The sequence below is a fragment of the Streptomyces lydicus genome (genome assembly GCF_004125265.1).
Classification (GTDB): domain Bacteria; phylum Actinomycetota; class Actinomycetes; order Streptomycetales; family Streptomycetaceae; genus Streptomyces; species Streptomyces lydicus_C.
Map to the genome: position 1 here is coordinate 6,367,620 of NZ_RDTE01000003.1, position 23,747 is coordinate 6,391,366.

Annotated in this window: 26 protein-coding genes and 1 tRNA gene; 11 read left to right on the forward strand and 16 right to left on the reverse strand. The window is 70.6% G+C overall.

From position 1 onward, the window contains the following. The first annotated feature begins 249 nt into the window (after positions 1 to 249). The 6 genes from D9V36_RS30560 (at position 250) to D9V36_RS30585 (ending at position 4,874) form a co-directional block, all read left to right on the forward strand. Positions 250 to 681, forward strand: coding sequence for a DUF3052 domain-containing protein (locus D9V36_RS30560; protein ID WP_030081424.1), 432 nt, complete (start codon positions 250 to 252; stop codon positions 679 to 681). A 147-nt stretch (positions 682 to 828) separates the two neighbouring features. After that, the gene (locus D9V36_RS30565) at positions 829 to 1,287 is read left to right on the forward strand and encodes a peroxiredoxin (protein WP_033268712.1); all 459 of its coding nucleotides are present in this window, start codon (positions 829 to 831) and stop codon (positions 1,285 to 1,287) included. 178 nt (positions 1,288 to 1,465) lie between these two features. Continuing rightward, positions 1,466 to 2,041 (forward strand): TerD family protein, encoded by a 576-nt coding sequence (locus D9V36_RS30570; RefSeq protein WP_129296597.1) that lies wholly within the window; start codon positions 1,466 to 1,468, stop codon positions 2,039 to 2,041. Between the two features lie 227 nt (positions 2,042 to 2,268). Further along, positions 2,269 to 2,844: a TerD family protein gene (locus tag D9V36_RS30575; protein WP_129296598.1), complete on the forward strand. Its 576-nt coding sequence runs from the start codon at positions 2,269 to 2,271 to the stop codon at positions 2,842 to 2,844. 53 nt (positions 2,845 to 2,897) lie between these two features. Further along, on the forward strand, positions 2,898 to 4,031 hold the full coding sequence (locus D9V36_RS30580) for a DUF475 domain-containing protein (protein WP_129296599.1): 1,134 nt from the start codon (positions 2,898 to 2,900) through the stop codon (positions 4,029 to 4,031). Between the two features lie 99 nt (positions 4,032 to 4,130). Beyond that, on the forward strand, positions 4,131 to 4,874 hold the full coding sequence (locus tag D9V36_RS30585) for a TerD family protein (protein ID WP_129296600.1): 744 nt from the start codon (positions 4,131 to 4,133) through the stop codon (positions 4,872 to 4,874). A 171-nt stretch (positions 4,875 to 5,045) separates the two neighbouring features. Here the strand turns inward: D9V36_RS30585 and D9V36_RS30590 are convergent, their stop codons facing one another. Beyond that, a complete protein-coding gene (locus D9V36_RS30590) occupies positions 5,046 to 6,203 on the reverse strand; it encodes a TerD family protein (RefSeq protein WP_129296601.1) in 1,158 nt (385 codons plus the stop codon). Positions 6,204 to 6,420: 217 nt separating this feature from the next. Here D9V36_RS30590 and D9V36_RS30595 point away from each other — a divergent pair, with 217 nt between their 5' ends. From D9V36_RS30595 to D9V36_RS30610, 4 genes are all read left to right on the forward strand, one after another. Next, positions 6,421 to 7,593 carry an HpcH/HpaI aldolase/citrate lyase family protein gene (locus D9V36_RS30595; RefSeq protein WP_129296602.1) on the forward strand — a complete coding sequence of 391 codons (1,173 nt, stop codon included), beginning with the start codon at positions 6,421 to 6,423 and terminating at the stop codon, positions 7,591 to 7,593. Between the two features lie 105 nt (positions 7,594 to 7,698). Beyond that, the gene (locus tag D9V36_RS30600) at positions 7,699 to 10,224 is read left to right on the forward strand and encodes a phosphoribosyltransferase (RefSeq protein WP_129296603.1); all 2,526 of its coding nucleotides are present in this window, start codon (positions 7,699 to 7,701) and stop codon (positions 10,222 to 10,224) included. Next, complete coding sequence (locus tag D9V36_RS30605) at positions 10,224 to 11,072, forward strand: HAD family hydrolase (RefSeq protein WP_129296604.1); 849 nt, start codon at positions 10,224 to 10,226, stop codon at positions 11,070 to 11,072. Before D9V36_RS30600 ends, D9V36_RS30605 begins: the two co-directional genes overlap by 1 nt. Positions 11,073 to 11,254: 182 nt before the next feature. Then, a complete protein-coding gene (locus D9V36_RS30610) occupies positions 11,255 to 11,878 on the forward strand; it encodes an O-methyltransferase (protein WP_381654446.1) in 624 nt (207 codons plus the stop codon). 35 nt (positions 11,879 to 11,913) lie between these two features. Here the strand turns inward: D9V36_RS30610 and D9V36_RS30615 are convergent, their stop codons facing one another. The 8 genes from D9V36_RS30615 to D9V36_RS30645 form a co-directional block, all read right to left on the reverse strand. Beyond that, positions 11,914 to 12,123, reverse strand: coding sequence for an FmdB family zinc ribbon protein (locus D9V36_RS30615; RefSeq protein ID WP_129296606.1), 210 nt, complete (start codon positions 12,121 to 12,123; stop codon positions 11,914 to 11,916). Positions 12,124 to 12,148: 25 nt separating this feature from the next. Continuing rightward, positions 12,149 to 13,288, reverse strand: coding sequence for a sugar kinase (locus D9V36_RS30620; RefSeq protein WP_277753499.1), 1,140 nt, complete (start codon positions 13,286 to 13,288; stop codon positions 12,149 to 12,151). After that, positions 13,276 to 13,896 carry a bifunctional 4-hydroxy-2-oxoglutarate aldolase/2-dehydro-3-deoxy-phosphogluconate aldolase gene (locus D9V36_RS30625; RefSeq protein WP_129296607.1) on the reverse strand — a complete coding sequence of 207 codons (621 nt, stop codon included), beginning with the start codon at positions 13,894 to 13,896 and terminating at the stop codon, positions 13,276 to 13,278. The genes D9V36_RS30620 and D9V36_RS30625 overlap by 13 nt, the downstream gene beginning before the upstream one ends. 184 nt (positions 13,897 to 14,080) lie before the next feature. Further along, a complete protein-coding gene (gene dgoD / locus D9V36_RS30630; RefSeq protein ID WP_129296608.1) occupies positions 14,081 to 15,226 on the reverse strand; it encodes a galactonate dehydratase in 1,146 nt (381 codons plus the stop codon). A gap of 220 nt (positions 15,227 to 15,446) precedes the next feature. Further along, a complete protein-coding gene (locus D9V36_RS30635) occupies positions 15,447 to 16,154 on the reverse strand; it encodes a FadR/GntR family transcriptional regulator (protein WP_129296609.1) in 708 nt (235 codons plus the stop codon). A gap of 448 nt (positions 16,155 to 16,602) precedes the next feature. Then, positions 16,603 to 17,322, reverse strand: a complete 720-nt coding sequence (locus D9V36_RS30640) for a DUF4383 domain-containing protein (protein ID WP_129298795.1) — start codon at positions 17,320 to 17,322, stop codon at positions 16,603 to 16,605. 165 nt (positions 17,323 to 17,487) lie between these two features. Continuing rightward, positions 17,488 to 17,634 (reverse strand): hypothetical protein, encoded by a 147-nt coding sequence (locus D9V36_RS41165; protein WP_164993066.1) that lies wholly within the window; start codon positions 17,632 to 17,634, stop codon positions 17,488 to 17,490. Between the two features lie 133 nt (positions 17,635 to 17,767). Next, positions 17,768 to 19,150 (reverse strand): hypothetical protein, encoded by a 1,383-nt coding sequence (locus tag D9V36_RS30645; protein WP_347239810.1) that lies wholly within the window; start codon positions 19,148 to 19,150, stop codon positions 17,768 to 17,770. Between the two features lie 142 nt (positions 19,151 to 19,292). On the opposite strand from D9V36_RS30645, the gene D9V36_RS30650 reads away from it, so the two are divergent. Further along, positions 19,293 to 19,367 (forward strand) — tRNA-Val (locus tag D9V36_RS30650). A gap of 68 nt (positions 19,368 to 19,435) precedes the next feature. Here D9V36_RS30650 and D9V36_RS30655 read toward each other — a convergent pair. From D9V36_RS30655 to D9V36_RS30680, 7 genes are all read right to left on the reverse strand, one after another. Then, on the reverse strand, positions 19,436 to 20,581 hold the full coding sequence (locus D9V36_RS30655; RefSeq protein WP_129296610.1) for a site-specific integrase: 1,146 nt from the start codon (positions 20,579 to 20,581) through the stop codon (positions 19,436 to 19,438). Further along, positions 20,581 to 20,769: a helix-turn-helix domain-containing protein gene (locus D9V36_RS30660; protein ID WP_129296611.1), complete on the reverse strand. Its 189-nt coding sequence runs from the start codon at positions 20,767 to 20,769 to the stop codon at positions 20,581 to 20,583. Before D9V36_RS30660 ends, D9V36_RS30655 begins: the two co-directional genes overlap by 1 nt. Then, positions 20,766 to 22,184: a replication initiator protein RepSA gene (repSA, locus tag D9V36_RS30665; protein WP_277753500.1), complete on the reverse strand. Its 1,419-nt coding sequence runs from the start codon at positions 22,182 to 22,184 to the stop codon at positions 20,766 to 20,768. Before repSA ends, D9V36_RS30660 begins: the two co-directional genes overlap by 4 nt. An 89-nt stretch (positions 22,185 to 22,273) precedes the next feature. Further along, complete coding sequence (locus tag D9V36_RS30670) at positions 22,274 to 22,582, reverse strand: SpdD-like protein (RefSeq protein WP_129296612.1); 309 nt, start codon at positions 22,580 to 22,582, stop codon at positions 22,274 to 22,276. Between the two features lie 23 nt (positions 22,583 to 22,605). Next, the gene (locus D9V36_RS41170; RefSeq protein WP_088798615.1) at positions 22,606 to 22,761 is read right to left on the reverse strand and encodes a hypothetical protein; all 156 of its coding nucleotides are present in this window, start codon (positions 22,759 to 22,761) and stop codon (positions 22,606 to 22,608) included. An 18-nt stretch (positions 22,762 to 22,779) separates the two neighbouring features. Beyond that, a complete protein-coding gene (locus D9V36_RS30675) occupies positions 22,780 to 22,971 on the reverse strand; it encodes a mobile element transfer protein (protein ID WP_088798616.1) in 192 nt (63 codons plus the stop codon). Between the two features lie 18 nt (positions 22,972 to 22,989). Further along, on the reverse strand, positions 22,990 to 23,670 hold the full coding sequence (locus tag D9V36_RS30680; RefSeq protein ID WP_129296613.1) for a DUF2637 domain-containing protein: 681 nt from the start codon (positions 23,668 to 23,670) through the stop codon (positions 22,990 to 22,992). Positions 23,671 to 23,747 lie beyond the last annotated feature (77 nt).

The following is a 23,747-nucleotide window of genomic DNA, read 5'->3' on the forward strand; positions in this document are numbered from 1 at the left end:
GCCGCCGCCCCCCGAAGGGACCAGTCCCGCGCAAGTACCCGATAAACTTCACAGAAAGCTGTGGTGTGAATCACTACAGCCTGGCCTGCGGGGGTCGTGCTTGCGGCGAGACGCCTCGAAACGTCACCGTTTCGGCGGTCTGGACCGCCGGGTACTTGCGCGATCCGCCCGGCCCGTGTGGACTACGCCCAATGCTCCGCGCACGCGCGGGGTCCCCGAGCATTTCCGAAACATGACAGGAGGCAATCCGTGAGCGCGACCGCGGACCACGCGGAGGAGCGGACCAACCCTGCCGCCAGGCTGGGGTTCGAGCCCGGACAGGTGGTCCAGGAGATCGGTTACGACGACGACGTCGATCAGGATCTCCGCGAAGGCATTGAGACCGTGATCGGCCAGGATCTCGTCGACGAGGACTACGACGACGTGTGTGACGTCGTCCTGCTGTGGTTCCGGGACGAGGACGGCGACCTCACGGACGCGCTGGTGGACGCCATCGGGCTGATCGACGAGGGCGGGCAGATCTGGCTGCTGACCCCGAAGACCGGCCGTGACGGCTACGTCGAGCCGAGCGACATCAATGAGGCCGCGCAGACCGCGGGTCTGTCCCAGACCAAGAGCATCAACGCGGGCAAGGACTGGGCAGGCAGCCGACTGGTCACGCCCAAGGCCGGCAAGCGCTGAGCCGTACGGTCTCACCATTCGCCACCGAGCCCCCTCCGCCTGTTCCGGAGGGGGCTCGGCCCCGTTCAGGACGGGTTCCCCGGTCGTGCACCGCGGCGCGTAGGGTTGGCCGCGTCCTGTTGAGCGTGAGCGGAAGGGAACCACCCCATGGCGATCGAGGTCGGCACGAAGGCTCCGGATTTCGAGCTGAAGAACCAGCACGGCGAGCTGGTCAAGCTCTCCGACTTCCGCGGCGAGAAGGCCGTCGTCCTCCTCTTCTACCCCTTCGCCTTCACCGGCGTCTGCACCGGCGAGCTCTGCGCGCTCCGTGACGAGCTCCCGAAGTTCGTCAACGACGACGTCCAGCTGCTGGCCGTCTCCAACGACTCCCCGTTCTCGCTGCGCGTCTTCGCCGAGCAGGAGGGGCTGGAGTACCCGCTGCTGTCGGACTTCTGGCCGCACGGCGAGGCCTCGCGGGCGTACGGCGTCTTCGACGAGGAGAAGGGCTGCGCGGTGCGCGGCACCTTCATCATCGACAAGGAGGGCGTGGTGCGCTGGACGGTCGTCAACGGCCTGCCCGACGCCCGTGACCTGAACGAGTACGTCAAGGCGCTCGACACCCTCTGAGGCGGCGCACTCTCCCAGGCGCCCCCTCGCGCTGCGCCCACCGGGCCGAATCCGCACTGATCCAGGTGCGATACCTGCAATCGGTGGGAACCGGTCACTAGGATCAATTCGTTGATCCGATGCCATGCACGATGGGGGCGCAAATCTTTACGTACCCCTCGAATCTATGGGAGGACTCGTGGGAGTCAGCCTCAGCAAGGGCGGCAACGTCTCGCTGACGAAGGAAGCCCCCAATCTGACCGCCGTCGTCGTCGGTCTGGGCTGGGACGCGCGTACGACCACCGGTACGGACTTCGACCTGGACGCCAGCGCCCTGCTGACGAACGACCAGGGCAAGGTGGCCAACGACCAGAACTTCGTGTTCTTCAACAACCTGAAGAGCCCGGACGGTTCGGTCGAGCACACCGGTGACAACATCACCGGTGAGGGCGAGGGCGACGACGAGCAGATCAAGGTGAACCTGGCCGCGGTGCCGGCCGATGTCTCCAAGATCGTCTTCCCGGTGTCGATCTACGACGCGGAGACCCGCCAGCAGAGCTTCGGCCAGGTCCGCAACGCCTTCATCCGCGTGGTCAACCAGGCCGACGACAACGAGCTGGCGCGCTACGACCTCAGCGAGGACGCCTCCACCGAGACCGCCATGGTCTTCGGCGAGCTGTACCGCAACGGCGCCGAGTGGAAGTTCCGGGCCATCGGCCAGGGCTACGCCTCCGGTCTGCGCGGCATCGCGCAGGATTTCGGCGTCAACGTCTGATCCGGCGGGGGCCTGAGGAATCCGAGGGGATCCGAGGAGATCCGAGGGAATCAGCCATCTGATCGTCGGCCTCGGGGCCGGACGGCTGCCGCGGCGGCTGCCGGTCCGAGAGCGACGGCGTCCGGCGCCGTACGCCCCCGACCGGGGACGTGCGGCGCCGGACGCGCATCGAGGGACACGGGCCGCGCCGGACACGGCCCGCACGGACACAGGGGAGGAAGCGCACGATGACCGTCACGCTCGCCAAGGGGGGAAACGTCTCCCTTTCCAAGGCCGCTCCGGATCTCACGCAGATCATGGTCGGCCTCGGCTGGGACGCACGGTCCACGACCGGAGCGCCCTTCGACCTCGACGCCAGCGCGCTGCTGTGCCGGTCGGGCCGGGTGCTGGGGGACGAGTACTTCGTCTTCTACAACAACCTCAAGAGCCCCGAGGGCTCCGTCGAGCACACCGGTGACAACCTCACCGGCGAGGGGGAGGGCGACGACGAGTCGGTCCTCGTCGATCTCTCGCAGGTGCCCGAACAGGTCGACAAGATCGTTTTTCCGGTCTCCATCCACGACGCCGAGGCGCGCGGCCAGAGCTTCGGCCAGGTCAGCAATGCCTTTATCCGGATCGTCAATCAGGCCGACGGCAGCGAACTCGCCCGTTACGACCTCAGCGAGGACGCCTCCGCCGAAACCGCAATGATCTTCGGCGAGGTGTACCGCCACAACGGCGAATGGAAGTTCCGGGCGGTGGGGCAGGGGTACGCGTCGGGTCTGCGGGGCATCGCTCTAGACTTCGGGGTCAACGTTTCGTAAAGCGCCGCGCGCTGCGCGCGGGGGACCCCATACAGCGAGGGATTGGGTAGGCAGTGCTCCTGAAAACCTTTGGCTGGTCGTTCGCCATCACGGTGATAGGCCTCGCCTTGGCGGGCGTGCTCTGGGGGTGGCAGGGGCTCGCGATCGTCGGGATCCTGTCCGTCCTGGAGATCTCGCTCTCGTTCGACAATGCCGTGATCAACGCAGGCATCCTGCGCAAGATGAACGCCTTCTGGCAGAAGATCTTCCTCACCGTCGGCATCCTCATCGCGGTGTTCGGCATGCGGCTGGTGTTCCCGGTCGTCATTGTCGCGATCACCGCGAAGCTGGGACCGATCGAGGCGGTCAACCTCGCCATCAATGACAAGGCGCATTACCAGGAACTGGTCACCAGCGCGCACCCGGCCATCGCGGCCTTCGGCGGAATCTTCCTGCTGATGATCTTCCTCGACTTCATATTCGAGGAGCGCGACTACAAGTGGCTGTCCTGGATCGAGAAGCCCATGGCCAAGATGGGCAAACTCGACATGCTGTCGGTCATCATCGGGCTGGTCGTCCTGCTGGTGAGCGCGATGACCGTGGCCACCGCCGCCGCGCACGGCGCCGGTGACAAGAGCGCCACGGTCCTGCTGTCCGGCGTCGCGGGCATGATCACGTATCTCGTCGTCGGCGGCGTCTCCGGCTACTTCGAGGACAAGCTAGAGGAGGACGAAGAGGGCGAGGAGGGCGAAGAGGCCGCGGCGGCCCCCGTGAAGAAGGGCACCGGCGCGGCCGTGGGCCTGGCCGGCAAGGCCGCGTTCTTCATGTTCCTCTACCTCGAGGTCATCGACGCGTCCTTCTCCTTCGACGGCGTCATCAGTTCCTTCGCCATCACCAACGACATCTTCATGATGGCGCTGGGCCTGGGCATCGGGGCGATGTACATCCGCTCGCTGACCGTCTTCCTGGTCCGCAAGGGGACCCTGGACGACTATGTCTACCTGGAGCACGGCGCCCACTACGCGATCGGCGCGCTGGCCGTCATCCTGCTCGCCACGATCAAGTACGAGATCCCCGAGGTCGTCACCGGCCTGGTGGGCGTCGCACTGATCGGCCTCTCCTTCGCCTCGTCCCTGATCCGGAACCGGCGCGAGGGCAGGCCGGGAGATTCCTCCGAGGCGCAGTCGGAAGTCGCGCACCGAGTGTGACGCGGCGCTGATTGCGGAACGCTCTCTGCGGGGCGGCTATGAGGTGCGGACCTCGGGCCGCCCCGCAGTGATGTGGGGCCGAGCAATGGGGTGGGCAGAGTGTCGTTCCTGGGGAATCTGTGGCGCGGTGGCGCCGCGAAGTTCGACTTCGACAGCGGCGGAGCGTCGTACGTCGTCGAGCTGACGAAACGCAATCCGGCCGTCTCCCTGACCAAGCAGGGGGCGGCCACCGGGCATCTGCGGGTCAATCTGCACTGGCAGATGCGGCCCTCGGACCTGCACGAGCGGAGCGGGCGGGGCAGGGGCGGTCTGCTGCGGCATCCGGGCAAACTGTTCAAGCCCGAGATAGTGCAGGCGCAGGGGCCGGCCGTGGTCAATGTCGACCTGGACCTGGCCTGTCTGTACGAGCTCACGGACGGTACCCGGGGCGTGGTGCAGCCGCTGGGCAACTTTCTGGGCGACATCAACGGGGCGCCCTTCGTCAAGCTCAGTGGCGACGACCGCTTCGGTTCGGGGTCCGGCGAGACGCTGTACATCAACCTGGACCACCGCGACGAGATCAAGCGCATGCTGATCTTCGTCTACATCTACGACGGCACACCGGCCTTCGACCGTACGCACGCGGTCGTGACGCTCTATCCGAGCAGCGGACCGCGGGTGGAGGTCAAGCTGGACGAGCGGGCGCCACAGGCGCGCTCCTGCGCCGTCTTCATGCTCGAGAACGTCAAGGGCGAGCTGACGGTGCGCCGCGAGGTGAAGTACGTCTACGGCTTCCAGGCGGAGCTCGACCGGCTGTACGGCTGGGGGCTGCAGTGGGGGCGGGGCTACAAGACGAACGCCTGAGCCGGGCACGCTGCGGCCCGCCGCCGGTGCGGCGCGCCGCTCGTTCCGCCTCCCGCGGCCGCGGCCGCCGGTCCGTGCCGTGCCCCCGCGTCCGTCCGTCCGTGCCGTGCCCCCGCCGCCTTACGTCCGAGCCGCGCCCACGCCGCCGCCGGGGGCATCCGCCCGATGTCCCTAACGGCGCTGGAACTGCGGTCCCTGGGGCGGCAGGACGAAGGACGGGTCCGGCACGAAGGGCTGCTGCAGCGGATAGCCGTACGTCGAGGCCGGCGGTTGCTGCGTCGGCTGCGGAGGGCCGTACGGGGACGGCGGCGGCTGCTGGGGCTGGTACTGGGGCGGCGGTCCCGGGTAGCCGTAGGCGGGCTGGGCCGGGGGCTGCGTCGGCGGTGGCGGAACGTTCTGCGGATAGCCGTAGCCGCCGCCCGTGGGCGCCGCTACCGGCGGCTGGGGCGCCACGGTGGGGGGCGGGGGCAGCGGTGCGGACGACAGAGGCTCCGGCATGGCGTCCGCTACATGCTGGGTGACCGCCTCCGGGTCCGACGCCGAAGAGGCCTGGTGCTCCACCGCGGACGGGGGGCCAAAGGCCTCCTCGGGCCAGGTGCTGGGCGGCGGGGTCGCGGCGGTGGCGTCGGGGCCGGTCACCGCCGGGCCGGGCGCGGCCGGGGCGGGGACGGTCGGGTCGCCGGACGGGCCGGTCTCGCTCCCGGGGGCCGGGGCGGCGGTTGCCGCCGGGCCGGGGGGTGCCGACACCGGGGCCTGCGAGGCCGGCGGACCGTCGGCGGCGGCTTCGTTCTCGTCCACCGAGATCCCGAACTCGGTCGCCAGGCCGACCAGACCGCTCTCGTACCCCTGTCCCAGGGCGCGGAATTTCCAGCTGTCGGCGCGCCGGTACAACTCCCCGCAGATCAGGGCCGTTTCCTCGCCCGTCTCGGGAACCACGTCGAAGACCGCGAGCGGCTCGCCGTCGCTCTGCGCCGCGTCGTACAGCACGACCCGCAGATCCGAGACGCCCGCGAACGGGCCACCGTCCGAGGACGCGGCCAGCACGACCCGGTCCACCGACGCGTCCAGCGCCGACAGATCCGCCTCGATGGTGTCGGTCAGACCCTCCGCGAGCTGCGCCTTGGGCAGGTGCCGCACCAGGCCACTGGGGTGCCGCGGTTGGTTGTAGAAGACGAAGTCCTCGTCGGAGTTCACACGCCCCTCGGGTCCCACCAACAGGGCCGAGGCATCGACATCGGGGACACCGGCACCGGGGGTCCAGCGCAGGACGGCCCGGACCGCCGTGGCATCGAGGGGTACGTTCGACCCTTTCAGCATCGCGTGCGTCATGCCGCAATCCTGCCTTCCCGGAGGTCGCAGCGACAACGCGGGGGGCCGCGAGCCGTTCCCGGGGCGCGGCCGCGGACGCCCGGGCGCCTCGTGGGGGTTACGTGATTTTCCTGCGCGCGGGAACTAACCGTGCCCCCACACACGTACGATTACCGGCTGGATCCAGACAGCGAGACGCAGCGGGGGTGCCGGATCCCGCAGGTAGACGGGGAGTTGTATGCGGCATTTTGGGTACCTTCCGCCCGACATCCGGAAGACACTGTTCCATCAGGAGCCGGTGGAGTTCACCGCCGGCTCTCCGGCCCGCACGCTCGCGGTCGTTCTGGGGGCGACGCTCTACAGCCCCGCCACCCGCCCGCGACTCGCCGCCGATGTCCTCAAGCAGGCCGCGCGTGGCGTGACCTCCATGGTCCTGTGCCTCGAGGACTCCATAGGTGACGGGGATGTCGAGGCCGGCGAGGAGAACCTGGTGCGGCAGCTCGGCCTTCTCGACGAGGCGGCCACTGCGGGCGCGGATCTCCCCCTGCTCTTCATCCGCGTCCGCACACCCGGCCAAATACCGGATCTGGTCCGCCGGATGGGCGCTGCCGTGCACAGGCTGTCCGGATTTGTACTTCCGAAGTTCACCGAGGAGCGGGGCATCCCGTTCCTCGAGGCGCTGAACGCGGCCGAGGGCGAGGGCGCCCGGCGGCTGTTCGTGATGCCGGTACTGGAATCGCCGGAGCTGCTGCATCTGGAGAGCCGCGCCGAGACTCTTGCGGGCATCGCCCGGACCGTGGACAAATACCGGGACCGGGTGCTTGCCCTGCGGCTCGGCGTCACGGACTTCTGCTCCGCCTATGGACTGCGCAGAGCCCCCGACATGACGGCCTACGACGTCCAGATCGTCGCCTCCGTGATCGCCGACGTGGTGAATGTGCTGGGGCGGGCGGACGGCACGGGCTTCACGGTCACCGGCCCGGTGTGGGAGTACTTCCGGCTGCAGGAGCGGATGTTCAAGCCGCAGCTGCGCCGCAGTCCCTTCCTCGGACGCGCCGAGGAGTTGCGCACGGCCCTGATCGAGCACGACATGGACGGCCTGCTGCGGGAGATCGAACTCGACCGCGCGAACGGTCTGCAGGGCAAGACCTGCATTCACCCCTCGCATGTCGCGCCGGTGCACGCCCTCTCGGTCGTCAGCCACGAGGAGTTCAGCGACGCGGTCGACATCCTGCGGCCCGAACGGGGCGACGGCGGGGTGCTGCGCTCCGCCTATACGAACAAGATGAACGAGGTGAAGCCGCATCGCGCCTGGGCCGAGCGGACCCTGCTGCGCGCCGAGGCGTTCGGGGTGGCCCGGGAAGGCATCGGGTTCGTGGAGCTGCTGACGGCGAGCCTGCCGCAGACATGAGCAGAGCAGAGCCGAGCAGGCGCGGGCAAGAGCGAGCAGACGTGAGCGCGCGTGAGCAGAGCTGAGCAGGCATGACGTGAGCAGATGTGACCTGCGGGACAACAGATGAACGGTACGACGGAGGAGACGGAACACGTGGTCTGGACGGGAGAATGGGTCGCCGGCCGGCTCGGGGTCTCGCTGAGCGGCGGGGACGAGCTGCCGGGACTGCTGGGGCTGGCGCTGCGGCGTAACCCCAAGCGGGCCCATTTGCTCGTGTCGAACGTGCTTGGCAAGCATGTGCCCCAGCGGCCGGATGTGGTTCATGGCGCCGGCGTCGGGCTGGGGCGGCGGGTGCGGAAGCTGCTGGGCGACGAGGCCGCTGCCCGCTCCGTCGTCCTCGGCTACGCCGAAACCGCCACCGGCCTGGGGCATTCGGTGGCCGACGGCCTGGCACTCGCGCCGTATCTGCACTCCACCCGCCGGCCGGTCACGGGCGTGGCGCAGGTGGGCGGATTCGAGGAGGAGCACAGCCACGCCACCTCGCATCTGCTGCTCCCGGAAGACCGTGCACTCCTCGCCGGGGACGGGCCGCTGGTCCTCGTCGACGACGAGTTCTCCACCGGCCGGACCGTCCTGAACACGATCACCGCGCTGCATGCGCACTTCCCGCGCGAGCGGTACGTGGTCGTCGCCCTGGTCGATATGCGCTCCGACGCGGACCGCAGCCACCTGGAGAAGTTCGCGGCGGAACTGGGCGCCCGCGTCGACCTCGTGACACTGGCCGCGGGCGGCGTACACCTGCCCGCGGACGTCCTGACCCGCGGACAGGAACTCGTCGCCGCGCAGGAGGGCCTTGCGGCGCGGACGGCCGCAGACGTCCCGGCGGCGCCCGGCGCGGACGTCGTACGGGTCGGTCTCGACTGGCCAGCCGGGCTGCCGGACGGCGGTCGGCACGGCTTCACACCGGCGCACCGCGCCCGGCTGGAGGCCGCTCTGCCCCACATGGCGACCCGGATCGCCCGGCAACTGGACGGCGCCCGCCGCATCCTCGTCCTCGGCAACGAGGAACTGATGTACGCGCCGCTGCGGATGGCCCAGGCCCTGGACACCCTCCTGGCCGAGGAGGCGAGCGGTGCCGAGCCGGTGCCGCAGGTCTTCTTCTCCACCACCACCCGGTCGCCGGTGCTCGCCGTCGACGACCCCGGTTACGCGATCCGGACCCGGCTGTCCTTCCCCGCCCACGACAGGCCGGCCGACGGTCCGGGGGAGCGGTACGCGTACAACGTGGCGGCCGGCGCCGACCCGGAACGCGGCTTCGACGCCATCGTGGCCGTCGTGGACTCCCACGGGGACCGCCCGGAGCTGCACACCACCGGCGGTCTGCTGCACCGGCTCGCCGAGCACACCGGCCGGCTGCTGCTCGCCGTCATCCCCTCGTACGCCCCGCAGCCGCAGCCGCAGCCGCAGCAGGGGCCCAACCCTCATCACGCACCGCAGGCCCGGTCCCTGTCCCTCCCCGAGCCGCTGCGCGGCCCCGCCTTCTCCTCCTACACCGCCGACGAGGTCGGCTGGCTGCTGCAGGATCTCTCCGACGTCACCCTGGAAGCGCCGACCGAGGAACGCGAGGAGGCGATTCAGCGCGGTGGCGCCCACTACGCCGAGTCGCTGCCGGTCGAATACCAGCCGAGTGAGCAGTACCAGGAGCTGTTCCACAGCGCGCTGCGGACCTCCGCGAGCCGGATTGCCCGGGCCGTCGGGACCGTCACCGAGACCGTGCTCGCCGAACGCGGCCCACGCCCCGTGCTGGTGTCGCTGGCACGGGCCGGTACCCCCGTCGGGGTGCTGATGCGCCGCTGGGCGTTGCACGCCCACGGTCTGGAGCTGCCGCACTTCACCCTCTCGATCGTCCGCGGCCGGGGCATCGACACCACCGCACTGCGCTGGCTGGCCGACCGTCACGATCCGGCGGATGTCGTCTTCGTGGACGGCTGGACCGGCAAGGGCGCCATCACCCGCGAACTCGCCCAGGCCCTGGCGGACTTCCCGGGCTTCGACCCGCGGATCGCCGTGCTCGCCGACCCCGGCGGCTGTGTCGAGACCTTTGGCACCCGGGACGACTTCCTCATCCCGTCCGCCTGCCTCAACTCCACCGTCTCCGGCCTCATATCCCGCACCGTGCTGCGCGACGACCTCGTCGGGCCGGACGACTTCCACGGCGCGAAGTTCTACCGCGACCTGGCGGCGGACGATGTGTCGCACGCGTTCCTGGACGCGGTCACCGCCCGCTTCGACGACGTGGCCGAGGAGGTCGCGGCGGAGGTGAAGGAACTGGCCGCCGCCGACCGGGCGCCCACCTGGAAGGGCTGGGCGGCCGTCGAACGGATCAGTGAGGAGTACGGCATCCACGACGTCAATCTCGTGAAGCCCGGTGTCGGCGAGACCACACGCGTCCTGCTGCGCCGGGTCCCCTGGAAGATCCTCGCGCGGCAGGGGGCCGGGGCCGATCTCGATCATGTGCGCCTCCTGGCGGAACAACGGGGCGTGCCCGTCGAAGAGGTCGGCGAACTGCCCTATACCTGTGTCGGGTTGATCCACCCCCGCTACACCCGCGGGGCCACGGGCGCCGACGGCAAGGCGGTGACCTCCTGATGAGCGGCCGACCCCTCGCCCACCACCCTTCCCCGGAAGCGCTGCGCGCTGCCCCTCTTTTGGTCGCCAGCGACCTCGACCGCACCCTGATCTATTCGGCCGCCGCCCTGGGCCTCGCCATGCCGGACGCCGAGGCTCCCCGGCTCCTGTGCGTCGAGACCTATGAGCGCAAACCGCTGTCCTATATGACGGAGACGGCCGCCGCCCTGCTCGCCGAACTGGCCGGCACCACCACCTTCGTCCCGGCCACCACCCGCACCCGCGAGCAGTACTGCCGTATCCACCTCCCCGGGCCCGTCCCCGAGTTCGCGGTCTGCGCCAACGGCGGCCATCTGCTCGTACGGGGCGAGTCCGACCCGGACTGGCAGCGCACCGTCGCCGGGCGGCTCGCCTCGCAGTGCGCACCCCTGGACGAGATCCGCGCGCACCTGGTCCGCACCGCCGACCCGGCCTGGCTGCGCAAGGAACGCGTGGCCGAGGACCTTTTCGCCTATCTCGTCGTGGAGCGGCACCTGCTGCCGGACACCTGGGTGAAGGACCTGACCGGCTGGGCGGACGAACGCGGCTGGACCGTGTCCCTGCAGGGCCGCAAGATCTACGCCGTGCCGCGGCCGCTCACCAAGAGCGCAGCCGTGGCGGAAGTGGCCCGCCGCACCGGGGCGTCCGAGATCCTCGCGGCCGGTGACTCCCTTCTCGACGCCGATCTGCTGCTGGCTGCGGACCGCGCATGGCGGCCCGGACACGGCGAACTGGCGGACTCCGGCTGGCACGCCCCTCATGTCACGGCACTCGACGAACGGGGTGTCGCCGCGGGCGAGGAAATCGTGCGGGCCTTCCTTCGCGGGTGAGGCCGGGGAGACAAGGGAGGCACAAGGGGAGGGAGCGACCGGAAAGCGGTCGGTGAAGGGGGTGGCTCGGTTAGTCTCGCCGAGGCGGTTGGCCGCATCGTCCGGTGAGCGCCCGAGACCGCGATCCTTGACCCAGGGGAGAGCCAGTGACCGAGTCCAAGAGCACGCCGATCACGGCGGAGATGTACGACTACGTCCTTGCCCACAACCCACCGTTGAACGCCGCGCAGCGGGACAGCGTGGAGCTCACCCGCCAGCAGTTCCCCGAGGCGGCGGGGATGCAGTCGGCGGAGGAACAGGGGCCCCTGCTGGCGTTCCTGGTGCGGCTGATCGGGGCCCGGCACGTCGTCGAGGTGGGGACGTTCACCGGGTTTTCGGCGCTGTCCATGGCCCAGGCGCTGCCCGCGGACGGCAGGCTGATCGCCTGCGATGTCTCCGAGGAGTGGACGGCGTACGGCCGCGAGGCATGGGAGAAGGCCGGTGTCGGGGACCGCGTCGAGCTGCGGATCGCGCCCGCGCTGGAAACGCTGCGGGCGATGCCGGCCGAACCGCATATCGACCTCGCCTACCTCGACGCGGACAAGGGCGGCTACATCGCGTACTGGGAAGAGCTGGTGCCCCGGATGCGGCCGGGCGGCCTGATCGTGGCGGACAACGTCCTCTACCACGGGGAGGTCGCCGACCCGGCGGCGACCGGGTCGGCGCTGGCGATCAGGGCTTTCAACGACCACGTCGTGGAGGACTCACGTATGGAGGCGGTCATGCTCACGGTGGCCGACGGTGTGACCCTGGCACGCAAGAAATAGCGGCCGGGGCCCCGCCTCCGGAGCTGCCCTCCGTACTAGCCGCAGCAGCCGCCCCCGCAGCAGCCGCCGCCCCCGCCCTGTGGGGCGGCTGCGGTCGCGGAGCCGCCGACGGCGACCGCGGAGAGGAGCTTCACGGTGTCCTCGTGGCCCTCGGGACACACGGCCGGGGCGGAGGACTCGGCCATCGGCCGGTTCAGCTCGAAGGTGGAGCCGCAGGGGCGGCACCGGTATTCGTAACGAGGCATGGGCACAGGTTAGCCGGGTCGCCGCTCAGCGGACGACGGTGCCGGGCGGCGCGCCCAGCATGCCCAGCTCCGCACGGGTCGGCGCGCCCTCCCAGTCGCCGGGGGAAGCGACCGCGAACGCTCCCGTGGTGACGGCCCGCTCCAGGCGTGCGGCCGGTCCCTCACCGTCCAGCAGCGCCGACAGATAGCCCGCCACGAAGGCATCGCCGGCGCCCACCGCGTCGACGGCCCGTACGGCCTTGGCGGACCGGTGCAGGGAGCCTTCGTGGGTGAAGGCCGTTGCGCCCTCCGCGCCGAGTTTGACCACGATCTCGCCGACGCCCCGCTCCCTCAGCCGCTTGGCCTGCGACGCGATGCCGGAGGCGGAGGCGATGTCGGCGTCCCGGGGTGGCAGGCACAGCGGAAGCTCGTCATCGGAGGCGGTCAGGAGATCCACATAGGGGATCCACTCGCCCAGGACCACGGAGGCCTCCTCGGCCGTCCACAGCCGGGCGCGGAAGTTGACATCGAGGCAGACCAAGGAGCCGTGTTCGCGGGCCAGTCGGAGGGAGTGCAGAGCTGCCGAGCGAGCCGTGGGGCTCAGGGCCGGGGTGATGCCCGTCAGGTGCAGGACACGGGGCGGGGCGGCGCGGAAGGCGCGCTCGATCACGTCCGGCGTGAGCCGCGAGCCGGCCGATCCCGCACGGTAGTAGTGCACCCGGGTGACGTCGGGCAGCCGCGGCTCGAAGAGGAGCAGCCCGGTCGCGGCACCCGGATCGGCCGAGGCGCCGGACACCTCGACGCCCTCGGCGCGCAGCGTACGCAGCACCAGTTCCCCGGCCTCGTCCTCACCGACCGCACCCGCCCAGCGGACCTCGTGCCCGAGCCGGGCCAGCCCGATCGCGACATTGCTCTCCGCTCCGGCGATGGAGACCTGCATCGTGCCGCCGAGCTTCAGCGGGCCGCTGCCGCGTAGCGCGACCATGGTCTCGCCGAAGGTGAAGACGTCCGGACGGCCCGCTTGCCGGGGAGCCGGCGGGCGGGCCGGCGCGGTCCCGGGGCGGGCAGCGGCGCCGTCGTGCTCCGCGTCCGCGTCCTCGTGCCCGTGATCGTCGTGCCCGTGACCGTGGCTGTCCCGCTGCGCTTCGCCGCCCCCGGCAGCCGACTGCCCCGTCACGGTGCGCACACCGCCCTGAACTCCGCCGCGCGCTTGCGCAGCCCGTCCAGGTCACCGCCGTCCGCCGCGTCCCCGACCAGCGGCGAGCCGACACCCACCGCCACCGCGCCGGCCGCGAAGTACGCCTGCGCGGCGGCTGCGTCCACGCCTCCGACCGGCACGAACGGCAGCTCGGGGAAGGGCGCCCGCAGCGCCTGCAGATACGCCGGTCCGCCGGCCGATGCCGGGAACAGCTTCAGGGCCGAGACCCCCAGCGCGTCTGCCGCGATCACCTCGGACGGCGTCATCACCCCGGCGAGCGTCGGCAGACCCTGGCGTACGGACTCCTCCAGACCGGCCCCGAGGCCGGGGGTGACGATGAGATTCGCCCCGGCTTCGGCGGCGCGCCGGGCGTCCTGTGCAGTCAGGACGGTGCCGGCGCCGAGCCACGCCGCGTCGCCCAGCTCGGCGCGCGCCCGTCGGATCACGGTGAGGGCGTCCTTCCCGCTGAGCGAGATCTCGATCAGCAAAAGGCCCGCCTCCACAAGCGCCATGACGGTACGGAAGGACGCCTCCGCCTCTCTGCCCCGGATGATGGCGACCAGCCGCTCGGTCCGGAGCGCTGTGCTGAGGTCCATGGCGTTTCCTGCTTTCTCCTGCACCCCGCCGCGTGGGTGACTGCGCGGCTGGGTCGTTCGGGCGCGCGGGTGACACCCTCGATTATTCCGGGCCGCACCGACAGGTGTACCGGGCGTGCCGGGTGCGCCGGATGCACCGGGTGTGGCGGATGTGCTGTGCGTGCTGGCGGCGGGGTGCCTCCCCTCACCATTCGGCGAACGACCCGTCCTCATGGCGCCACACGGGGTTGCGCCAGGCGTGGCCCCGCTCGTCCGCCGCCCGCACCGCGGCCTCGTCCACCTCCACACCGAGCCCGGGACGGTCGGTCCGCAGCAGTGACCCCCCGTGGAAGCGGAACGGCTCCGGATCCACCACGTAGTCCAGCAGCTCGGCGCCCCGGTGGTAGTGGATCCCGAGGGACTGCTCCTGGATGAGGAAGTTCGGGGTGGTGAAGGCGACTTGGAGGCAGGCGGCGAGTGCGACCGGGCCGAGCGGGCAGTGCGGGGCGAGCTGCGCCCCGTAGACCTCCGCGAGTGCGGCGATCCGGCGCAGTTCGGAGATGCCGCCCGCATGCGAGATGTCGGGCTGGAGGATCGCGACGCCGGCTTGGAGGGGAGCCAGGAACTCTCGCCGGGTGAAGAGACGTTCACCGAGTGCGAGGGGGATGTTGGAGGCGTTGACGAGGTCGGGGAGGGCTTGCAGGTGGTCGGGGAGCACAGGTTCCTCGACGAACATCGGTGCGTAGCCGGCCAGCAGGGGGAGGAGCCTGCGGGCGTTGGCGGGCGAGACCCGGCCGTGGAAGTCCAGGCCGAAGTCCCGTGCGTCGCCGAGGACTTCGCGTGCCGTCTCGGCGCGCAGCAGGCATTCCCGTACCTCGGCGCGGGTGGCCACGGGCGTCATCCGGCCGCAGCCGTTCATCTTGACGGCGGTGAAGCCCGCCTCGATCTGCGCGGTGACCGCGTCGCGGACGGCCTGCGGCTCGTCACCGCCCACCCAGGCGTAGGCGCGGATCTTCTCGCGGACCGGTCCGCCCAGCAGCTGGTGGACGGGGACACCGAGCCGCTTCCCCTTGATGTCCCACAACGCCTGGTCCAGGCCGGCGACGGCGGACGAGAGGACGGGCCCGCCGCGGTAGAAGCCGCCTTTGGTCATGACCTGCCAGTGGTCCTCGATGCGCGCCGGATCCCGGCCCAGAAGGTACTCGGACAGCACCTCTACCGCCGCCCGTACCGGCTCGGCCCGCCCTTCGACCACCGGCTCACCCCAGCCGACGACGCCCTCATCGGTCTCCACCCGGACGAACAGCCAGCGCGGTGGCGCGAGGAACGTCTCGATGCGGCTGATCTTCATGGACCGGCTCCGTCCTGTCGGGCGCGGGGCGGCCCGCCGCCCACGGGCGGAGTCCGCTCTACCGGACCGACGACTTCCCGCCCCGGCCTCCATGGATGCTCCTGCCAAGCCCGTACGGGGGCTCCCCCCAACCCCAAGGGGTGCTTCCCCAACCCCAAGGGGTGCTCCCTCAGCCCCTGGGGATGCTCCCGCCGGCCCCTACGGATGCTCCCGCCGGCCCCTACGGATGTTCCCGCGCCGAGAGATCGAGCAGTTCGAGCATCGCCATATAGGCCCCGTCGACGTCCCGGCTCCGTACGGCCTCGACCACCGCGGCGTGGGCCGCATGAAGATGTGCGAACGCGCCGTCCGCGGCGAGCACGGCCCGGTCGCGCTGGACGAGCACCGGCACGATCACCTGGTGCATCTGCGCGTAGAAGCGATTGTTCGAGGCGATCAGGATCGCCGTGTGGAACGTCGCGTCGGCGCGTATGCGCAGTGCCGGATCGGTGTCGGTCGTGGCCATCGCACCTAGCGCGGTGTCCAGTGCCGCCAGATCCTCATCCGTACGGCGCTCCGCGGCGAGCGCGGCCGCCGCGGGTTCGATGGAACGGCGCAGTTCGAGCACATCGGCGAAGAAATCGGACGAGACACCGGCCGCGAGCTTCCAGCGCAGCACGTCCGGATCCAGCAGGTTCCAGTCCGCCCGGGGGCGGACGAACGTGCCTCGCTCCTTGTCGGCATCGAGGAGGCCCTTCAGGGTCAGCACCTTGACGGCCTCACGCAGCACGGTCTGGGTCACGTCCAGCTGCGCCATCACGTCCGGCATGACGAGGCTGTCGCCCTCACCGTAAGTGCCCTTGATGATCCGCCCGGCGAGCGTTTCGACCGCCTCGTGGTGCACCCCGTGCCCGCCGGCGGAGGAGTCGGTGTGCTCCGATCGGCTCATCGTGTGCTCCCTGCTCTCCCTGCTCTCCCCGTGTTCGCCGACCTGCCGCCCCTCCCACCCGCGGTGCCGCTCCTCCCGGCCCACGCCGTGCCGCCCGGCCGCCGCACCGGCCCGCAGACTCCTGCCCCGGCCACCGCCGCCTTCCCCTGCCCGCCTGCCCGCCTGCCCGCTTGCCCACCGCTCGGCGGTGGCACCGCGCCTGCCCTGTCGTACGGCGGCATTCGCCGATGTCGTCCCTCCCCGGTCCTGCAGTCCCGGTCATGCGCACCGGTCAGGCGGCCCCCGTGCCTGCCATCCGCCCCCGTGATCCGGTTCCCGTGATCGGATCCCTGCCATCCGCCCCCGTGATCCGGTCCCCGTCATCAGCCGTCGCCGTCATCAGCCGTCAGGGCGTACCGAGCACCCCATTCCCACCTCGGTACGCCCTGACGTCTCTCCTCGCCCCGGCTCAGGTCCTCTTGCCGGCGGTACCGGCGTCCGTGCCGGTGCCGCCGCCGGAGCTCGTGCCGGTGCCGGAGCCCGCACCCACACCCCTGGCACCGGAGGAGGCAGTACCCGTTCCCGTTCCCGTTCCCGTACCCACGCCCCTGCGGGATCTGCTCCCACTGGTGCCGGCGCCGAACGAACCGCGCCCGGCATGCGAGGCGCCCTGGACGTTGACCCGCGCCGCCTGCCGTGCGGCGGTCATGCCGGAGACGGGATGCAGCTGGCCGCGGTCGAACCGTTCCGCTTCCTCCGGGTGCCGGGCGCGCCAGTACGGATTGTCGTGCGAGAGGCCGCCGCTGACCCGTCCGTACATCCCGAAGACCAGCAGCATCAGTCCGACCACAAAGCTGAAGAGGACGTTCTGGAGCCGGAAGGCGAGGAAGTTCGCGCCGGTGTCCAGCAGTGCCAGGTTCACAAAGCCGCTCAGGAGGAAGAGGACGCCGAACACGATGTTGAGGGTCGAGGCGAAGTTCCCGCCGATCACCATGCCGGCGAAGAGGATCGCGCCGACGACGATGGACAGGATGCTCAGGGAGCCGTTGGTGTTCAGCCCGGCCACGGTGTCGCCGCCGGTGTCGAAGAAGCCGATGTGGTGGGTCAGCCCGAGGATGCCGAAGGCGATCAGCACCAAGCCCATCAGCCCCGCGCCGATGCGGTAGACCTTGCTGAGCCGGTGGTCCATGGGCAGGTGCTCATCGAGCCGGGTGTGATGCGTCTTCGTCCGGTGAAAGGGGTTCGAGGGCCCGTGCAGGGTCTGGCCAGTAGCCCCAGTAGCCATCTCCGGCCTCCTTTGCGCAGGTGTGCCGCCTGGGCCGTGCTTCCCTCCAGGATCCGCCCACGTGCGACATCACGCCATTGCACCCAGGGTGACGGGCCAGGCGGTCGCGGTGACGAGCACATAAGCGACGAAGAACCCATGGGCGGTGACGAGCCCAAGGGCGGCACCCGGGCTCGGGACCGCCCGCCGGCCCACCTCCGCCGGCTGCACCTCCACCGGCTGCACCTCCGCCGACCCGCCGGAGCCTTAGCCGTCGCCCGGAGCCTCAGCCCCCCGGAGCCTCAGCCGCGCTGGAGCCTCGGCGCTTCCGGAGCCTCGGCGCCTCCACAGCCTCGGTGCCTCCGGAGCCTCAGCCGCCCCCTGCACCACCCCTGGCCCCCCGGATCTCCTGCACCACCCGGGCCGCCGTCTCCCGTACCGCCTCGGTCTCCGTCAGGAAGTGCCACCAGTCCGGATGCCGCCCCTCCAGGCCCGCGACCGCACGGTCCAGCCGCGCCACCGCCTCGTCCAGGGGACCGGCATGCCGCGGATCAGGGGTGCTGCGCCCGGCCATCGCCAGCCGCTGCGCATCCCGGACCGCGAAGCGCGTCCGTTCGACCTCCTTCTGCCGGTCGAACGACACCGCGTCGAGCCGCTGCAGCCGGTCACCGGCCGCCGAGACCGCCTCGTCGGTGCCGTCCAGCAGCGCCCGTACGGTCGCCAGCAGGCTCGTGGCATCCGCCCAGCGCTGCTCGTCCCGCGCCTGCTGCGACTCCCGCAGTTTGACCTCGGCCTGCTGGACGGACTGCGCGGCCTGTTCCGGTACCTGCTGCAGGTCCTGCCAGCACGCCGCGCTGTACCGCCGCCGCAGCTCGCTGAGGACCGGGTCGACCTTCCCGGCACGCGTCGTGATCGCCTGCGCCCGGGTCCGCAGCGACACCAGCCGCTTGTCGATCTCCGCCGCCTTCGCCGGCAGCCGCTCGGCCTCGGTCCGTACGCCCTCGGCCTTGCGCAGCACGTCGTCGGCGCGCCGGATCGTCTCCTGTACGCCATGCTGGCCGGCACCCTGATTGAGCTTGGTCAGCTCAGGCCCGAGCGCCGCCAGCCGGGTCGCGAGATCATCGGCCCGCAGCCCCTGCGCACGGACCGCGTCCAGCGCATTGCTCGCCGCCAGCAGCGCCTGCCGCGCCCGCTCCACGGCCGGAGCCAGCCGCGCCAGCTGTGTCTCGGCGGTCTGCAGCAACGGCCCGAGCCCTTGCGCGAACCGCTCCAGCTCGCTCCGGACGCGATCCAGCTCCTCCTTGGCCCGCGTCAGATCCGCTCGCGCCCGCGCCACCGCGGCACCGTCCAGATCGTCACGGTCCAGATCGTGGGAGTCGACCGCGGTGATGTACTGCTGACTCACCTCGTCGATCCGCCGGCCGAAGCCCTCGTAGTCCTCCGCGGCCTTCCGCGCGGCTGGCGAATTGTCGACCGCGGTGATCGTCTCTATGGAGATCCGCAGGTCACGGTGTGCGGTGTCCAGCTCGTAGAACGCTGCCGCCGCGGCGTCCTTCGCGGCCTGCGCATCGGCCCGCTGACCCTCCCCGCGCCCGAACCAGCGACGGGTCCCTCCACCCGCGAACGACATCGGCACCATCGCCACCAACAACGGCAACGGCAGCAACACCAGCCCCACCACATCCCGGAGCGGACCCCCACGGACGCGACGGCGTTCTCGCTGCTCATGCGGCTGCGTCTCTGTCGCCGTCACTTCCCTCTCCCGATCGGATCGCCCCAGGACCGAATGTCATTCTCCCACTCACCGGAAACGAACACACCGGCCGGTAAGTTCGGACTTCGAGTACGGGTTTGCCGTTCAGCCCCAAAGGCAAGGTAGTCTGTCGGCTCGGCCAGGGCGCATAGCTCAGCGGTAGAGCGCTGCTCTTACAAAGCAGATGTCACAGGTTCGAATCCTGTTGTGCCCACCAGCGAAAAGACCCCCTACTGATCATGGTAGGGGGTCTTTGACATCCGGGTTTGACATCAACGGGAGCGTTCAGCGACGACGTCGCCCGAGCATCCGGTCCATGTGCGCCACGGCTTCCCGCTTCAGGGTGTCGGGGACGTGGGTGTAGATGTCCATGGTCACGCTGATCTTGCTATGGCCAAGGATTTCCATCGCGACCCGGGGATGGATGTTGCCGGCCGCGAGCAGGGTCGCCGCTCCGTGCCGGGCATCGTGGACCCGGATGCGGGGGATCTCCGCCTTGGCGGTCAGCCGGTGGAACGACCGAAGAACATTGCTCCCCTCGATCGCCCGGCCCGTGCGTGTGGTGAAGACAAGATCGCTCTTGTGCCAGTCGGCGCCCGCACTGACGCGCATGGCTTCCTGCCGCAGCCGTTGCCAGCGAAGCGGTGCCACGCAGAGCAGGGGCAGCGGCAGCGTCCGCTTGCGGCGGTTCTTCGTGTCGTCCTCGTAGTACTCACCGCGGACCCGCTGACGCTGCTTGCGGATCTGGACCGTACGGCTGTCGAGGTCGATGTCCTGCCACCGCAACCCGACGATCTCACCCCGCCGCAGACCGAGGCCCACAGCGAGCATGAAGCCCGCATACAGGGGGTCACGCCTGGCGACAAGGGTGAAGGCGAGAGTCTGCTCCAGCGTCCACAGTTGACCTTCGTACGTGTCGACCTTCGGAGCCTCCACCAGCTTGGCCACGTTGCGGGTGATCAGCTCTTCCCGGCACGCGGCCGACAGGCCGGAACGAAGAACCCGGTGCGATTCCTTCGCCGTCGCAGACGTGCCGGCCTTGGCGATCCTGGCGAGAGCCATACGTACATCCCGCGCACTCAGCTTTTCCAGGCTCTTCTTGCCGAGCTCCGGCACGAGGTAGAGGCGGATATGGGTCTCGTACTTCGCCGCCGTTGTGCGCTTGCGCCGGGGCTTGATGATCTCCTCCAGCCAGTACGGCAGCCACTCAGCGAGCTTGGCGGAACGAGTGGGCACGGGAATGCCGTCGTCGACCTTGGCGAGAAGTTCGCGGCGCTTGGCATCGCATTCGGCCCAGGTCTTGCCGTAGGCGAACTTGCGGGCGCGGGTGCCGTCGGGCTGGGGGACGTAGACGGCGGCTTGGTAACGGCCGTCCTTGCGCTTGGTGATGGTGCCGGCGCCGTTGGGGTTGCGCTTGCGCTGCTGTGTCATCAGGCGGCCTCCTCGATCCGGTCGCGGATGTAGTCGTGCAGCGCGGTCTCGGGGATGCGGCGGGCGCGGCCCTCGGTGATGGAGATGAGGCGCTTGGAGCGGATCAGGTCGTAGACCTTGGAGCGGCCGAACTTGAGCTGCGCCATCACCTCGGGCACGGTTAGCAGTTGGCTGGTGGCGGTGGTCATGTCCAGTCGTCTCCTTCTTCGGCTTCGAGTTCGGCGCGGGCTTGGCGTGCGGTGTCGCGGTTGGTCTGGATGTCGCGGGCGATGGTGGCGGCGAGGGCGGATTCGCCGGGGGTGTGGCCGTGGCCGGCGTACTGCCAGTCGTTCAGGACCAGGACGGTGCCCGGCTCCGGGGGTTCGAGGCCGAGGGCTTCGCGTTCCTGGGCGGCGCGGAAGTCGGCGCGGGCCGCCCGGAGCTCTCCGAGGGTGGTTGAGTAGCGGCGGGACTTGGAGGAGAAGTGGCCGCGGAAGCCGAGCATGTGGGCCCAGGCCCAGAGGCGACGGTCCGGGTAGAGCGGATCCAGGGTTTTGCACGCGGTGATCAGGCGGCGGGTGTGTTCGGGGACCTGGTGGTGGTCCAGCTCGGTGAGTTCGCCGATACGGCGGTCGAGGGTGCCGGTGGTCTCGGCGGCCTTGGTCGCGTACTTCGCCACGTAGGAGGCCACGGCCTGTTCGGTGATGTCGGAGCCGTCGTCGAACGCCTTGACCGGCCGGACGTCCAGTTGCGTGCCCCAGCGGAAGGTCCGGGCGGGCTGGTCGCCGGCAGCCGGGGCCGTGACCGAGGTGTAGGAGTGTGCGGCGGCGGCGCGGATCGCATCGGTCAGCAGGTCGACGCTCGCCCAGGACGGCGGCGGTGTTCCGGGGCCGTCCGGTCCGTCGACGCGGATCACCGCGTGGAAGTGGAGGGCACCGCGCTTCTGGAATTCGGCGACCTTGCCGTAGGAGAGACGGGCCGAGTCTTTGAGGTCGCGTTGGGTGAGGCCGGCGCGGGCGGCCAGTTCGCGGCGGAGTCGGGTGGTGAAGCGTTGCCAGAGGTCGCCCGCGTAGTTGTTGAACAGGACGGCTGCGGCGTAGTCGTACGTCTCGGGGTCCAGGGCGGTGCCGAGCGCCGGATGTTCCGTGTGGTGCTGTGCGCCGCAGCGGCAGACGCCCCGGTCGGGCTGGTTGTGCACCGGGCCGAAGGAGGGCGCGGTGAGGGTGGTGAAGACGCGGGGGTGGTCCCGGACGGCGGCGGGGATGTCGCGGCGGTCGTCTCCGGCCAGGCCGGCGCGGATGAGGCGGTAGGTGTCGCCGGCGTAGGTCCAGGCGCAGGCGGGGCAGCGGGAGGCGCGGCGGTTGCCGCAGGCGAGGCGGAGGCGTCCGCCGGGTTCGGTGGCGGTCGAGTAGTGGTGCAGGGTCTCGCCCGAGGTGCGGTCCTTGGTGAGGGTCCAGCCGGTGAGGTGGATCGGGTCGGAGCAGCCGCCGGTGCGGTGGATCTGGTCGGCCCAGCGGTCGTAGTCGGGGGCCGAGGCCACCCTCAGCAGGTCGCCGAGGGTGGTTGGGTCGAGGAGCGCGTCAGGCACGGGCGACCTCCCGCGTATGCGGGTGTGGTCGGTCATGATGGGGGTTCCTTCCGGATCTGTGGTTCGGGCAGGAGGACGGCTCTCGGGCGGCGGAGACTTGGCGGTTGAGGCCGCCCGGGAGCCGGTCAGCGGTGCGTGCGCCCGGATGTGAGCAGCGAGCGGAGGACGACCGCGCAGACGGCGACGGACACCCCGCTGATGGCGACCGCCAGGAGCATCGAGACCAGGACGGCGCCGACGATCAGGACCACGGCCGTGCCGCCGCAGGCGAGGGCGACTGCGGTGCCGGGAGTGAGTTGAACCGCGGGGCGGGCCGAGGGCTGGGCGACCGGGGCCGGTAGCGGGGTGTGCCGCACGGTGGCGGTCGGTTCGACGGAGGACGGGATGACGATTCCGGTGGGCATCGGGTTGGTCGGGACCTTGGGGCGGAACATGGTGGATCTCCTTTCTGCGGGCGTTACTTGACGACCGTGTCGATGGCGGAGGCCAGGAAGCTGTCGGCGAGAAGGAAGCCGCCGAGGAGGAACACGGCCACGAGCCACCAGGGCGGGCGGATGAGCTTGATGCCGAGGTAGCCGACGGCGATCAGGGCGAGCCAGAGCGGGACGTGCACGGGGGTCTCCTCAGCCAGTCAGCGGACGGTGCAGCGGTGGGTGCGGGCGGCGAGCTGGGCGGCCGAGCGGCTGGAGAAGTCGGCGGACCAGCCGCAGCGGTCAGCGGTGCAGACGGCGGCGTGCTTGGTGCGGCCGTAGCGGTCGCGGTAGGTGCCGATCTGTACGGGGCCGATCCGCATGACGGAGTGGAAGTGATCGCGGGCGGGCATGGTGGTTCTCCTTGCTGGTCAGGTGAGTTGGGCGGCGATGGAGTCGGCGAGCTGAGACGGGACGCCGAGGCGGGCCCGCAGGGTGTCGGTGTCGATCTGTTCTCCGGTCCGGGCGTGGTGCTCGTCGGCGACCTTGCGGGCGTGGGCGACGAGCGCGGCCGGGACGGGCGCAGGTGCGGGGGCAGGCCGGGGCGATTCGCCGGGTAGTTCGGCTGCGGGGAGGTCGGAGGCGTCTTCTTCGGGCGGGTCGGCCGGAGGCTCAGGTGTCGGGACCGGAGCGCGTACGGGAGCGGGCGCCGGAGCTACGTCGGCTGGCGGGGCTGGATCGGCGGCTTCGGCGACAGTCCGCGTATGAGCCAGCAGGGTCCCGCCGAGGAAAGCGAGCGCAGGCCATCCGGCGATGCCGAAGCGGAGCCAGGCGGGCGGGTGCCGAAGGTCGAGGAACCCGGCGGTCACGACGTTGGCACCGAGCGAAGCCACCAGAGCGATCACGAACCAGCACCAGGCAAGCCGGGACGAGTCGTCGTTGCGGAGTCGCCGCCAGGCCGCGACCAGCAGCAGGTCGACGCTGATCGGGTAGGCCCACGCCTTCCAGCCGTCCTGTCCGGCAGCGGCGGCCAAGTCGTGGAGGTGGGCGAAGGAGAGCGCTCCGGCGATGACGGCTTGTACGAGAACGGGGTCCGGGCGAATGCGTCCCATGACGGTTCTCCTTCCGGGATCTGGCATGGAGGGGGTAGGGACTTGGCGCGTCGAGGTGGCGCCGACCTAGGAGCGGG